Source organism: Microcoleus sp. Aus8_D2, assembly GCF_036702665.1.
Taxonomy (GTDB): Bacteria; Cyanobacteriota; Cyanobacteriia; order Cyanobacteriales; family Microcoleaceae; genus Microcoleus.
This window is the reverse complement of the sequence record NZ_JAUBUN010000005.1, coordinates 227353-240298: the sequence shown is the minus strand read 5'-3', so window position 1 is coordinate 240298 and position 12946 is coordinate 227353. Positions and strand designations below refer to the sequence as shown.

The 12946-nt window shown below is 44.1% G+C and carries 15 protein-coding genes and 1 pseudogene; 7 read left to right on the top strand and 9 right to left on the bottom strand.

The window, feature by feature from the left end:
* Nucleotides 1-30: 30 nt before the first annotated feature.
* On the bottom strand, nt 31-564 hold the full coding sequence (locus QUB64_RS06340; RefSeq protein ID WP_333269329.1) for a Uma2 family endonuclease: 534 nt from the start codon (nt 562-564) through the stop codon (nt 31-33).
* Nucleotides 565-578: 14 nt separating this feature from the next.
* Between QUB64_RS06340 and QUB64_RS06335 the strand changes: the two genes are divergently transcribed.
* Nucleotides 579-782 carry a hypothetical protein gene (locus QUB64_RS06335; RefSeq protein WP_333269330.1) on the top strand — a complete coding sequence of 68 codons (204 nt, stop codon included), beginning with the start codon at nt 579-581 and terminating at the stop codon, nt 780-782.
* Nucleotides 783-974: 192 nt separating this feature from the next.
* Here QUB64_RS06335 and QUB64_RS32905 read toward each other — a convergent pair whose 3' ends face one another.
* Nucleotides 975-1601, bottom strand: a complete 627-nt coding sequence (locus QUB64_RS32905) for a M23 family metallopeptidase (RefSeq protein WP_442921634.1) — start codon at nt 1599-1601, stop codon at nt 975-977.
* Nucleotides 1602-1649: 48 nt separating this feature from the next.
* Nucleotides 1650-2318 (bottom strand): annotated as a pseudogene (locus QUB64_RS32900) (hypothetical protein); the annotation flags it as partial.
* Between the two features lie 797 nt (nt 2319-3115).
* Between QUB64_RS32900 and QUB64_RS06325 the strand changes: the two are divergent.
* The gene (locus tag QUB64_RS06325) at nt 3116-4498 is read left to right on the top strand and encodes an NB-ARC domain-containing protein (RefSeq protein WP_333269332.1); all 1383 of its coding nucleotides are present in this window, start codon (nt 3116-3118) and stop codon (nt 4496-4498) included.
* A gap of 27 nt (nt 4499-4525) precedes the next feature.
* Entirely contained in the window at nt 4526-5464 is a 939-nt protein-coding gene (locus QUB64_RS06320) for a tetratricopeptide repeat protein (RefSeq protein ID WP_333269333.1), read from the top strand.
* Nucleotides 5465-5528: 64 nt separating this feature from the next.
* On the opposite strand, the gene QUB64_RS06315 is transcribed toward QUB64_RS06320, so the two are convergent.
* Complete coding sequence (locus tag QUB64_RS06315) at nt 5529-6083, bottom strand: type I-MYXAN CRISPR-associated protein Cas6/Cmx6 (RefSeq protein WP_333269334.1); 555 nt, start codon at nt 6081-6083, stop codon at nt 5529-5531.
* Between the two features lie 318 nt (nt 6084-6401).
* On the opposite strand from QUB64_RS06315, the gene QUB64_RS06310 reads away from it, so the two are divergent.
* The 3 genes from QUB64_RS06310 to QUB64_RS06300 all read left to right on the top strand — a co-directional run bounded on the left by QUB64_RS06310 (nt 6402) and on the right by QUB64_RS06300 (nt 7297).
* Nucleotides 6402-6599 (top strand): hypothetical protein, encoded by a 198-nt coding sequence (locus tag QUB64_RS06310; RefSeq protein ID WP_333393990.1) that lies wholly within the window; start codon nt 6402-6404, stop codon nt 6597-6599.
* A gap of 91 nt (nt 6600-6690) precedes the next feature.
* Entirely contained in the window at nt 6691-6945 is a 255-nt protein-coding gene (locus QUB64_RS06305) for a type II toxin-antitoxin system RelN family antitoxin (protein WP_333269336.1), read from the top strand.
* Entirely contained in the window at nt 6935-7297 is a 363-nt protein-coding gene (locus tag QUB64_RS06300) for a type II toxin-antitoxin system RelE/ParE family toxin (protein WP_333269337.1), read from the top strand. The genes QUB64_RS06305 and QUB64_RS06300 overlap by 11 nt, the downstream gene beginning before the upstream one ends.
* 17 nt (nt 7298-7314) lie before the next feature.
* Here the strand turns inward: QUB64_RS06300 and rph are convergent, their stop codons facing one another.
* Together rph and QUB64_RS06290 are read right to left on the bottom strand one after the other, a co-directional pair.
* Entirely contained in the window at nt 7315-8028 is a 714-nt protein-coding gene (rph, locus tag QUB64_RS06295) for a ribonuclease PH (RefSeq protein WP_333269338.1), read from the bottom strand.
* Nucleotides 8029-8134: 106 nt separating this feature from the next.
* Nucleotides 8135-8695: an adenylate kinase family protein gene (locus QUB64_RS06290; RefSeq protein ID WP_333269367.1), complete on the bottom strand. Its 561-nt coding sequence runs from the start codon at nt 8693-8695 to the stop codon at nt 8135-8137.
* A 357-nt stretch (nt 8696-9052) separates the two neighbouring features.
* Here QUB64_RS06290 and QUB64_RS06285 point away from each other — a divergent pair, with 357 nt between their 5' ends.
* Nucleotides 9053-9580, top strand: a complete 528-nt coding sequence (locus QUB64_RS06285; RefSeq protein ID WP_333269339.1) for a P-loop NTPase family protein — start codon at nt 9053-9055, stop codon at nt 9578-9580.
* Nucleotides 9581-9833: 253 nt separating this feature from the next.
* Here QUB64_RS06285 and QUB64_RS06280 read toward each other — a convergent pair whose 3' ends face one another.
* The 3 genes from QUB64_RS06280 to QUB64_RS06270 form a co-directional block, all read right to left on the bottom strand.
* On the bottom strand, nt 9834-10046 hold the full coding sequence (locus QUB64_RS06280; RefSeq protein ID WP_333269340.1) for a hypothetical protein: 213 nt from the start codon (nt 10044-10046) through the stop codon (nt 9834-9836).
* A gap of 510 nt (nt 10047-10556) precedes the next feature.
* Complete coding sequence (locus QUB64_RS06275; protein WP_333269341.1) at nt 10557-10754, bottom strand: hypothetical protein; 198 nt, start codon at nt 10752-10754, stop codon at nt 10557-10559.
* Between the two features lie 199 nt (nt 10755-10953).
* Nucleotides 10954-12453 (bottom strand): GUN4 domain-containing protein, encoded by a 1500-nt coding sequence (locus QUB64_RS06270; RefSeq protein WP_333269342.1) that lies wholly within the window; start codon nt 12451-12453, stop codon nt 10954-10956.
* Nucleotides 12454-12946 lie beyond the last annotated feature (493 nt).

The following is a 12946-nucleotide window of genomic DNA, read 5'->3' as shown; positions in this document are numbered from 1 at the left end:
CTAAAGAAGATACTGTACTTGGCGGTACAATTAGCCGATCGCAATTTCGACATCTACTGATTCCAATCGCAAAGTATCGCCCAAACCATACTCTGACAGCACCCACAGCCCTTGTTCGTTGCGCCGAAACACCTCGACTCCGGGCTGTTCGACTTGCACCAAGACATACTCTTGCAGCGTTGAAAATTGGCGATATTTAGCAAATTTTGCGCCCCGATCCAAAGCTTCCGTCGAAGGTGATAAAACTTCGACAATCAACGCAGGAAATTGCACCAATTGCGGATCGTTATCGCGCTCGTCGCAAGTTACGACAACATCAGGATAAAAATAGTTTTGTCCTGGTTCTACCCGTAGTTTCACAGCTAAAATGTAAATTTCGTAGGGCTGATTAAGGCGATCGTCTAATAGCTTGGAGAAGTTGAAGGTAATTCGATTGTGATTGCGGGTTCCCCCACTCATGGCGACAACTTCGGCATCCCAATACTCGTAGCGTTCCTCTTGGGTGGGTTCCCAAGTCAGGTATGCTTCTGCGCTCATCGATAGGCGATCGGGTAAAGCAACCATAATGCGATCGGGAAATGAAGTATATTTCTAGGATAACTCCAAGATGGCGATCGCATTTCATAGAAAAAGTTGAAAAAGTGCGATCGGAAATTAAGCTGAGTTTTGCTGGGACTTACGCATCAAAATCCAAGAAACCGGGTTTTTTGCGGTTTCTTTGGGGTAGTGGCGGTCGTGGGTTCAAATCTCGCCACTCCGATTTATTAATTCGCCTAGCTTAAAGGTTGAGTTTCAAATCTCGATCGGAAAATGGCGCAAGCCCAAATTGTAATCTTCGATTCGCAAGAGGGTGAAGCATAATGCTTCACCCCTACATTTCTGGGATTGCTTAAGATGATTGTTTCGAGATATCTAAAGTGATATCCCAAGCTTCCCGTTCTTCAAGTTCTTCTTACCAAGCTTCAGGGCGATCGCTATTTTTTGGGGAAGGAGGGTAAGGTCGAGAGATCCATATATTTATTTGTCGATGGTTTGTAAGTATCGTATCTTTCTCCAACATTAGAGTAAGAGGTTAAAGGTTGACCATCCAGACGAAAGTTTTGTATTTGTTTATTTGAGACAGAGGTAGGAGTGTAGTTTTTTCCTATGGCTTTATCGTTGTACATCACCTCAAAATGTAGATGTAAAGGCACATTTCCACTTGTTCCCATCGTTCCTATTTGATCTCCTTGATTCACCAACGATCCTTCTTGAACATTCTTTGTGTTCAAATGAGCATATATTGTGACATACCCACTACCATTATAAGGTTGATCGTGATCTATCCAAACAACGTTACCCCATTCATGACCCCCCGGAGGAGGTGCTATGTACTCTGATCGGATCACCTTACCGGTAGCCGATGCTAACACGGGTATATCAGACTTAGTGGAGGATTTGCCATTTTCTTTAAAAGTAGCACCAAAGTCTAAGGCTGGTTTTGTATTATTATTATGTGTCCCCTGATTAATGAGCCATTCTTTACCTCCTGGTAAAGGCATTTTAAACCCACTATTTATACTAGGGTTAGACTGAGGTATTACTTGCCCGGGATTCAACACTAATCGATAGTTTGTAGATTCACTTCCAACGGGAACTACACGAAGATAGTAAGTTGTATTTCCTGCCAAATTCCAAGAAGCAAGTTCATCATTACTACCCCCATTCTCGCTTTTTGCTAAAACTGTGCGGTTACCATCTTCAAGGTAAACATTAGCATTGCCAGTCATATTTCTGAGGGCAAAAGATAAACTCCGGGGTTTGTCTAACCGGAAACTATAGTAGTCAACTGCATCTCCCAAACCAGAACCGACAAAATCGCTGAATTGATAATCTTCTAAGGCTGCGCGATCGGTCAAAGTTCCTAAATTGCGGGCTTTATTTATACTGAACCCCCCTGGAATTCCCTCAGAAGGAGAGTTTCCAGCTTGATCTAGGTTCACAGCAATACCGTAACTGGCAGTCCCTTGAACCCGTAAAAAATAGGTGCCAACCGATAAGTTGTCCAACTGATTCCCGGAGATTAATTTATTGGAACTTCCTACTGAACTGGCTAATACTTCCCCAGAGTCAACCCTGCCATTGTTATTAGCATCCCGAATTAGAGAAACATCAGCACTACCATATATATCTTTCAAGCCAACGCTTAAACGTCCCGCAGATTGTCCGATAGTGAAACGATAGTATTGATCGTTATTCGTGCTAACGGACTGATTTGAGTACAATTGTCGTCCTGTAAAATAGCCAGTGGCATTATTGATAGTCTGAGGATTACTCATTGTGTTTTGTTCAATGATGATTGGTTGTCCTCCCATTATGACAACAGCACTATCATCCTCGGCTTTTAACGCAGCTAATTCTTCCGAACTTAATACTTTCCCTTGCACAGTAGCAGCAAAAATCGCACCTTCATCTCCCGGTGCATCAACAGGATTCACCAGAGCATCAATTGAGTGTCCAATTTCTTCAAGAATAACGTCTTCTAAGGCTGCGGTGCTGGTAATATCTCCCGTTAACGTATCCTTTGACAAATAAATCTTATTTGTTGCTACCGCAAATGCACCATTCGCTCCGGCAATGTCATCACGCTCCACTAATTCTATAGGTGGAATGCTACTAAAATCACCAATTAGCCAGTCTGCAAAAATTGCTTGTGCGGTTTGAACATTGTAATCGGAGCCAAAGCTAAGCTTAAGTTTTTCGTTTAAGTTGGGATCGGCAGCAAAGCGTTGAAGGTCTTGATTAACCGTTGGTATTACCTGAGAATTTAGGATATTAGTAGAGGCGGGATTCGCAGAAATTGTTAAACTTTGGTTAGGATTAGTGTTGTTCAATTCAAACATAGTATACCTGTGGTTGGGCGATCTGAACGAGGTGATTTTCACCTTTTTATATCTATTCATGTGGGAAGTTTCGAGTTTAATTTGCTGCCCACATTTTTAATATCTCAGATCCAAATTGGATTGAAGGCTCAGTTCGGTTCATTTTTGAGTTCACTAAATAGCTCACTGCTTCTCTTACTTACGGAACCAAGGTGAGCTATAATCGGATGAGACCACCGTAGGGGTAATGCAGAATGGTTGATTCTCTGAAGGCATCAGAACAAGGACTAAAAATCGTTGACGAAGCTAGACGCAAGAAACGCTGGACTCAAGAAAAGTGGCGGCAAGCTGCTTTTACCTCAATCTCAACATTGAAGAGGTTTTTGAAGGGGGACCGGATCGAGCGATATGCCTTTATTGCAATTTGTCAAGCCGTAGGTGTTAACTGGGAAGAAGTTGCTGAACCCAGCGAAATTCAGGCAATAGAGTTGCCTCTGGTATTATCTGTTACAAGCAAAACACCTTCACTAGCAGATCAAATTAACGTATTACCACTACAACCAACTGACGGTTACAGCAAAAACCAGCGTGGGGTATGGATTCCCAATTTACGATGCCGAAAGGTGTGGGGAAGAGAGAGTTTCAGCGAAGAAGTGTTACACCGACTAAACGACCCGCAAGAAGCGCCTATCCTTTCTCTATGTGGTAGTGCAGGGTACGGCAAGACAGAAGTAGCCTGTAAAGTTGCTACGGCAGCAGTGCGTAACAATCTCTTTGCTGATGTGCTATGGGTTAAAGCAAGAGACACCGAATTTTTAGATGGTAAAATCAGCCAGTCACAACGAGATGAGGCGCTTAGTTGGAATCAGTTACTTCAAGAGATTGCCCACCAACTAGATGGCTGTTCGGTAAAGCGAGTTTACCAACGCATTAAAGAAGAAAAGAGGCTGATCGTACTAGACAATGCTGAAACCGCACAACTTGAGGAGATTTTACCCAAACTTAATGAAATGCTTAACCCCAGTCGGGTATTACTAACCAGTCGCTTCCAAACCAATGCTTCTTATGTTGGACTGATTAATATTCCGCCCTTGGAAGAGAACTGCTCTTACAAGTTGTTGCAAGATGAAGCTAAATACAAAAATGTACCTGCAATACTACAAGCAAACACAAAGCAACTTCAACGAGTCTATCATTTATCTTGCGGTGCTCCGCTTGCATTACATTTCATCGTTGGGCGTGTCTTTGACGATGGTACATTGGAGCCAGTGTTGTCGGCACTAGAACAAGCCGGCGGAGATGTTGAAAAAATTTACGAGTTTTCCCTAAAGACAGCTTGGCAGCGAATTAGCGATGTAAGTAAGAACGTACTCCGTTACATGGGGGAGTCTGATGCAGGTGTGACTTGGGAAGAATTGTCTGGTACGAGACAGGTACAGGAGTCTGACTGGATCGTAACGCAGCGCGAACTGGGGCGGTGGTATTTGATTGAAAAGGAAACAGATGCCAAAGGTAAATTGCGATATAACTTGCATCCTTGGGTAAGACGCAGCCTGCGAAGAGGATTGGTGGATAAGTGGCAACGGTCACTTCAGGAATGGAAACAGATAACAAAATGGAAGTACGATATTGACTAATCCAGACAATTAAACGGAACGGTAATTATGAATATAGATTTAACATTACAAGAAGAGAGAGCAAATCTATTTAGTGATTTGAACGGGTTCGCCGACGAGATGTGTTTATCACAAAATGATGAAAGTGAGGATTTATTCAAATTACTATTTGAGGTGTGGGAAAAAGTCAGTGGAAAACTATGGTTTGAATGTTACTGGAACGATTATTTTCGCTGCGGTAAGATCGTTCTTAAAGCTGCTAGACATATAAATGATGTCAAGATTCAAGCACAGCTATTAGGTGAACTGGGCTACGCTTGTATGGAAGGTGAAGATTTTGTCCAGGCTGATAAAAATTTCCAGGAATCGCTACAGAAGTATCAACTGCTTAAAGAATTTTCACAAGAATGTAAGTTGCTACGCTATTTGGGAAATTTGGCAAATCGGCAAAAGCAGTATGAACTTGCTTTAGAGCATTATCATCAAGCTTGGGAAATTTTGAAGACCAAGCGCAGTCAAATACCTATTGACGATCGATTAGCTCTTCATGAAGCAGAGTTACCAAATGTTATTGGATGCGTGTATCTTGAGTTGAGAGATTTTTCTGCGAGTCATCAGCAGTTTAATCTATCTCTAAAAAACTATCAAATTTTGCTAGAAGATTACCCTCATAAGAGAATTCGATATCGCTACTATCAAACCGAGCTAATAATGAATTTGGGAAAATGTCACTTTCTACAAGGAGATTACGAGCAAGCTAGACGTTACTATGAAGACTGTCTCCTACTCAGCAGAGAAATTAGTCGCAATGATACAATCGCTAGTACACTACTAAGTTTAGCTGAGTTAGAAGAGGTAGAGGGCAACAAGGAAGAGGCTATAAAACTTGCAGGTGAAGCCGAGAATGTTGCTGGTACTGAAATTACCTCTGTACGGGAGCGAGCTGCTATTTTTAAGGAAAAATTGCTGTCAAAGACAATCTTTTGACCGTGGAATAGTGAGACTATACCGGATTTACTGTATTTCTATATATATCAGGAATTAGATTTAACTACTCAACTAAAGCTTGCCGCTGAGCCTCCAACAATTCCTGAATTCCTGTTTCTGCCAAATCCAAAATTTGATTTAACTGACTCCGGCTGAAACTTCCGGCTTCGGCAGTTCCCTGAATTTCGATGATGTTCAAATCTCCATTCATTACCACATTACAGTCAATTTCCGGCTGTTGGTAGCCAGCAATCACCACAATCGCCAACAACTCAGCAGCGGGCTTTAACGGCAATATTGTCGGTACTCCCAGCACAATTTGATGGATGTCTACAGACAGTTGGCGGCCACCAAGTTTAAAGAAATGGTGCGCGTTTTCCTCGGCCACCCTGATCCGCATTCGCGACAAATCCCTGGGGCTGTCGCGCTTGAGAGTGATTTTCCCGTGTTTGTCAGGATGTCCCGCCACCGTCAGCAGCCGAATTGTGCGATCGGCCCGCAAAATCGGCACCAGTTCGCAAATCGCCGCAAACAGCCCGTAACCGTGGTCTGCTGGGAGTTCTAAGCCGTGCACTCTGAAAGAAATGTCGGTTGAGTCTTTAACTCGGAGTACAGACATTTTATTTGGGAGATCGGTAGTATTCACTAACTTTCTCTGGAGTGATGAGTTTATCGCCTGACGGCATCAAAGGTTTGGGGAGTTGAAAGCAATGGCTGTTCGCGTCCCTGCATTAATTGCGTAGCTTTCACTACTCGGAGGGCAAAGTGATCAACTGCGATTGACGCTTTCGCTTTCAGCGATATCTACCATACATAGCGCGTTAAGGAATTTTTGTCAAGCTTTTTTTTCCCCAATCCTCGCCCAGAAACCGGGTTTTTTGGAGATTGAGGGTTTCAACCGAGTATTTTCGCGAAAAAACCCGGTTTCTAGCTACCCTTGAGTGCTGGACTCAAATTGCCAAATCATGGCACTCAATTGCAGTGGTCGCTCGCTCCTGAAGAAGAAAGTATTTTAGCTATATTCCTAGGGCAGAAAGTGGAATTGTATACAGGTGCAACTCAGTTGCCAATACTCAAGGGCATCGAGTTAGAATTGACCGTAGAAACAGTGTTTGGGTGGTTGAGTTTTAATTGAGCTTTGGTAAGCGATCGCTCTCTAATATCAACTTTGTTTTACCCTCATAAAATATGATATAATTGATTAAAAATACCTTCAGGAGAAACAGATGAAAGCTGTTGAAGTATTGGGAACAATTGATGAAAAAGGTCAATTAGTGCTCGATCGCGCGATCGAAGACTTTCCCCCCAGCCGCGTGCGAGTTATCGTACTTTTTGCCGAAGTAGCAGAGGAAGCCGAAACCGATCCTGATGATACTCCCATTTCCGAAGTGAAAGCAAGTCTCAGGAGAGCATTACAGCAAGCAAAAGCAGGACAAACCCGACCAATTTATGAGCTGTGGGAGAGGATCGATGCTGAATGAACCCAATTCAGTTTCTATCAGATTCTCAGATGAATTTGAGGAAAACTTATATAGATTGTCAAAAAAATATCGACAGATTCGCTCGGATGTTCAGCCAATTATTCAACAATTCCAAGGGGGGAATTTTACTGGCGATCGCATCCCCGGAATGGGTGAAGATTATGTCATTTTGAAAGTGAGAGTCAGAAATAGCAATATCCAAAAAGGGAAAAGCGCTGGTTATCGACTGATCTATCAAGTTGAGTCACCGACTAGCGTACTTCTATTAACCATTTATGCTAAATCAGACCGAGAAGATATCAGTCCTAATGAGATTTGTAGCATCTTAGCTGAGTTCGATGGGGATGAATAAAAATTTTCCGTGTTGTGTTAAAAAGCTTGCCGTTGAGCCTCCAACAATTCCTGAATTCCTGTTTCTGCCAAATCCAAAATTTGATTTAACTGACTCCGGCTGAAACTTCCGGCTTCGGCAGTTCCCTGAATTTCGATGATGTTCAAATCTCCATTCATTACCACATTACAGTCAATTTCTGCCGCCACATCTTCCAGATAATTCAAATCTAAAAAGGGTTCCCCTTCCAAAAGTCCGACGGATACGGCCGCTACTTGACGCATAATGGGCGATCGCTCTAAATCACCTTTTTTTACCAACTTGTTCAAAGCATCAGCCACAGCCACAAACCCGCCATTAATTGAAGTAGTGCGAGTCCCCGCGTCTGCTTGCAAAACATCCGCATCGACAAGTATCGTGCGTTCCCCCAACAGTTGCATATCCAAGCACGATCGCAAACTCCGTCCAATTAACCGCTGAATCTCCTGAGTGCGTCCCGATAATTTCATAAATTCCCGCTCTTGTCGCTGCGGCGTAGCTCCCGGTAACATTCTATACTCGGCTGTCAGCCAGCCTTGTCCGGTATTCTCCAGAAACCTAGGCACTCCCGGCTTGATTGTAACGCTGCAAAGTACCTGAGTATCGCCACTTTTGGCTAGCACGGAACCGCTAGCAAATTTGTTGAATTCGCGATCGAAACTAATCGAACGAAGTTGGTTTGGTAGTCGGCCGTCGGGACGCTGGAAAGACATAATATTTAGGGAATTGAGAATTGGGAATTGGGAATTGGGAATTGGGAATTGGGAATTGGGAATTGGGAATTGGGAATTAATCTTCCTTCTGGCTAATGACTATTGACTATTTCCCATTAGCGTCGATCAATTTGAGCAGATCCTGTTGGACTTGTTCGGGAGATCGATCGCCATTGACAGTTAACAGCCTGTTGCGATACTGATAATAATCTAGGATCGGGATAGTGCGTTCGTGGAACAAATCGAGCCGGCGCTGTAAAATTTCTGGACGATCGTCCGATCGCGCCCGATCGCTCGATCGACTCAACAAAAGCTCGATCGGCACTTTCAACCAAATCGCCCAATCTAGCTGCTGAGCCAAATCGTCCAGCAAAAAATCCAACTCCTCAGCTTGAAAAGCCGTTCGCGGATAGCCATCCAACAGCCAACCCTTAGTCACATCCGACATTAGTAGTCGGTGGCGAATGAATTGAATCATAGTTGGATCGGGAACTAGCTCCCCGGATTGCACATAAGGTGCGGACAACTTGCCCAAATCTGTTTGAGATGCGATGGCTTCTCGCAGAATGTCCCCCACAGAAATTAAAGGAATGCTCAAATTGCTGCACAATTGCTGTGCCTGAGTTCCCTTTCCCGCTCCCGGCCCTCCCAGAATCACCAATCTCACAGTGCTTGCTCCTAGTGCCGCGACATTCAAATTCTACGCGATGTGTACCTTTTATTGAAAGTCCTGGACTCCGCAAGACTCTCATAGGCTGGGTTTTTGCGCCTATAACTGTATAATTCTCGGGTTCCACGCCGTAGTTGGGTAAAAAAACGGTTTCTGCGTAAGTGCTTGCTTGAGTTCAAAAAATCTCACAAACGACTGCGAATCGCACTGCCGCTAGCTTTTGACAATTTGTATATCTAGCGTTTGATCGGATGTGTACTCGGCCCCGTACACTATATATTGTTAAGCAGGCTTCAGCCGCGCTCTTCGGTCGGAGCCGCACTCAAGACTTAGTTGCTGATTAGATATTGCCCTATGGTTGCTCAGTTACAAACCCCTAAACTCAATTTAACCCACAGCTTGCCCTACACAGTTGAAGGGCTGGTGCAAGTTTTTACAAGCCCGCACCGCTGCTTTTTTACCAGTGTCATGGCTCAAGCGCTCCGAATTGCTGGACAGGGATCTCCGGTGTTGGCGGTACAGTTCCTCAAAGGGGGAATCAATCAAGGGCATCAGCATCCGGTGCGGCTGGGGCAAAATTTAGATTGGGTGCGGTGCGATTTGCCGCGCTGCATTGACAAGGCCGATTTAAATGAGATCGAAACGCGATCGATCGCACAATTGTGGGAGTACGTTCAAAATGCGGTACGTTCCGGCAGTTACGCCTTAGTTATTCTCGATGAATTGAGTTTAGCCGTGAATTTAGGCTTGATTCCCGAAGCAGAAGTGCTGGCATTGATTGACAGCAAGCCGCAGGATTTGGATATTATTTTGACTGGGCCTTCTATGCCCCCAGCAATTTTGGAAGTTGCCGACCAAGTTACTGAAATTCGCCGCAGTTAAGGACAATAGATAAGATTGCCTGAGTCCTTTTAATCAAATTTTCGGACGGGCTTTCTGGCCCATCCCACAAGAAAAAAATTTGTGGGATGGGCCAGAAAGCCCGTCCTATGTATTTTTGCAATATATCTAATGATTTTAGTTGCGATCGCCCGCGCGTGCGATCGCCATTTTTAAATATAAATTTTTATGTAAAAAAAGAGGCGACCGCTGAGTTCACGCGAGCGATCGCACGCTGCTCAATTTAGCAGCAATATTACACTGGAACTACCGGATCGAACACAACAGTCAATCGATCGGCCGGAACCATCCGCTTAAGAATTTGCAAGTGACCGTCTGCATCAGACCAACTACGAAACTGACCCACAACCACCTTTTCCACATTCGGAAGCGATCGAACTACAGTCCACGGCTTGAGACGTTTTTCTTGCAACATAGTAGATATATATCCTTGGTAAATTGGAGCCAAAGCCCGTCCTCATACTTTTCTACGGGTAAGGACTGGTCTGTAGCTTGGTAAACTTGCCCTTCACTCACAACATATCACAAAAAAATGGTTTGGGACTAGATCGAATTTTCTGTTCTTTTTCTACCTAATTTCTACAGAACATATCGCCCAACTGTACTCAGTAGCTACCTATAGCCTTTCTCAAAAAGATGAGGTATGTCTGGTAATGGGTAATGGGTAATGGTAATGGGTAATGGTAATGGGTAATTGGGAAAAAGGTAATCGATAGTTCCGATCAGCTTTTTGAGGTTTTTGAAGGTAAAGATGCTCGCTGTTGTGTGTGTGTTCTCCCTGGCGATCGTAGCATAATTTGGCATACCTCATCTTTATGATAACCGCTATAGATCGAGCGCCTGTAGGTAAGTCCCGGGAAAAACGAAGGCGGCGAGAGAATTTGATGCTTTTGACCCATTGATTAAAATAGGCAATTCCCATGCAGGACAGCTTCTTGAAAAATGAATTAAAAATTTGTTAACTCTTTAAATAATTACCACCTTTGCCATGATTCGCCTCTTCTTCCCAGTCGGCTTTTCTTCCCTCTTCCTTCTTCCTTCTTCCGACTTCCATCGGACTTCTCCCTGAGCCGCCTGTAGGTAAGTCCAGGGAAAAACGAAGGTGGCGATAGAATTTGATGCTTTTGACCCATTGATTAAAATAGGCAATTCCCATGCGGGACAGCTTCTTGAAAAATGAATTAAAAATTTGTTAACTCTTTAAATAATTACCACCTTTGCCATTATTTCCCAATTCTTCCCTTTAGCGCCTTCTTCCCTTCGGGGCTTTCTTCCCTCGCACCTCAAAATCCATCCCTTAAATCAGTTAAATCCGCTAAATCCGTTATAAAATCTGTTGCCGAACTTCCTTCTCCCTACAAATCTCGCCGTGACAGCAGAAACCAGATCCCACCCAACCCCAAAACACCGCACAAAACCCCACCTTCCCACCCAAAAACAGTCCCTCCCGGCAAATGTCCAGGCTTTGCCTTAGAAGTAAAATTCAGTTCAGAATAGTATACCCACTGATTGTTAAGCCGCCAGCCCACTCGCTCGCCAAACTTCTCCCAAACAGTAGCATCATAAACACCAGCCTTTCCCCCCGACTTTACCCAAAAACCCTTTTGCACAGAAAACCCGAACCTGCGGTGACTGTGCCGCACCCAAAGTTGGTCAATAGTCTGCAAATCCTTAGCGGGAAACTTCCTAATATCTTCCTCGCTCAAATAACCCCTGGAAACTTGCTGCATCACTTCCAGCATTTTCACAGAAGTTTCCTCATCAGCACCCCGCCAATTTTTAGCAGCCAGCAGCCTTTCCAACTGAGAATAATCAATTCCTTTTTCCGACTCTAAATTCACAGAAACTAGCGGAGTCTCAGTCACAGGTTGAGTCGGTAAAGAAGCACTCAGAACAGTTGCCTGCTGCAAAAATTGCGCTGGTGGGATAACAACAACAGCAGGTTTTAACACCTCCAAAACTTCCTGAGAAGACTTGTAGCGGTCTTTGACATATTCCTGAATCAACTTATCCAAAATCTGACCTAAATCCTGGCTAATCTTTGTTCCTTTCGGCAAAGCCTCCCTCCAAAGCCAGCGACCTTCGAGCGGGTCGTAAAGGTCATCGTGAATGTCCCCGTAGATATCCAAATAAGGCATAACAGAAGTCAGCAAGCGAATGCAAGTCACCCCCAAACTGTAAAGGTCGCTAGCAGGAACAGCCCTACCGTGCCGCTGTTCTAGAGCCGCGTAGCCTGGAGTTCCCAACTTAGTTCCCGTTTTGGTCGGAGCATCAGCTACTACCTGTTTGGAAACGCCAAAATCTATTAGTACCAACTTGCGATCGCGATTGCGGCGGATCACATTTTCCGGTTTAATATCCCGGTGAATTACATTGCGCTCGTGAACAAAATTCAGCAAAGGCAACAAATCTAACAGCAGTTCTCTAGTTTTAAGTTCGCTATAAGCACCGTACTTGTCTAACTCATCTTTTAAATTATTGCCATCAATAAACTCTTGCACCAAATACAAGCGCCCATCTTCCTCAAAATAAGAAATTAGCTGAGGAATTTGTGGGTGTTTCAGTTCGTAAAGCCGCCTTGCCTCTTGTTCAAACAGTCGGACATACTTTTTAAAATGAGCTGGCTTCCGCTGAAACTCCTGGGGCGGCGACAACTGTTTAATAACGCACAATTCCTCAAATTTTCCATGATTAACAGCCCTAAAAGTCCTGCCAAATCCTCCGTCGCGCAGCGGCTCAGTTGCTGCATAAAGGTCTTTTAGCAGCAGCTTTGAACCACAATTAAGACAATACTTTGTGCCTGGTGGGTTCTGACGCTTGTCTCTTGGGCAATCGAGATTAAGGCAGTATGTCATATATTAAAAAAATGCGAACAAAATTATACTCATGGTGTCATTTTATTCAAGAGTCCGATCGCAAGCTGGTTTTTGTTGAGGCGAGACCCCGAACCTTACGGAGGCCGCAGCCACCGTCGCGCTCCCTCGGGGGCGCTCTCGCCAGACTGCCCCTGAGCAAGTATAACTCTCTTAAGGGTTTGACCTCAAACTCGAAGTCCAAATCTAACCTTAAACTGCGATCGGCGCAATAGATTTGATTTAGCGGTCAAATAGCCCGCAGAGCAAACAGAAATAGTAATTTATTACCAGCCCAGTTGCCTCTGCAACCTCGAAAAAAAACTTAGGATTCCGCCTGAGATATAATTTTATTGACAGAGAGAATCAGACTAACCGGAGCTGCGGCTGCCGTTAAGTTCGATCGAACTTAATATTTTACAAGTATAAAATTTTACCCGACCCGGCAAAATCAACAATCCAAAACACCCCAACTTTCCCCTGGTTAAAATCAATA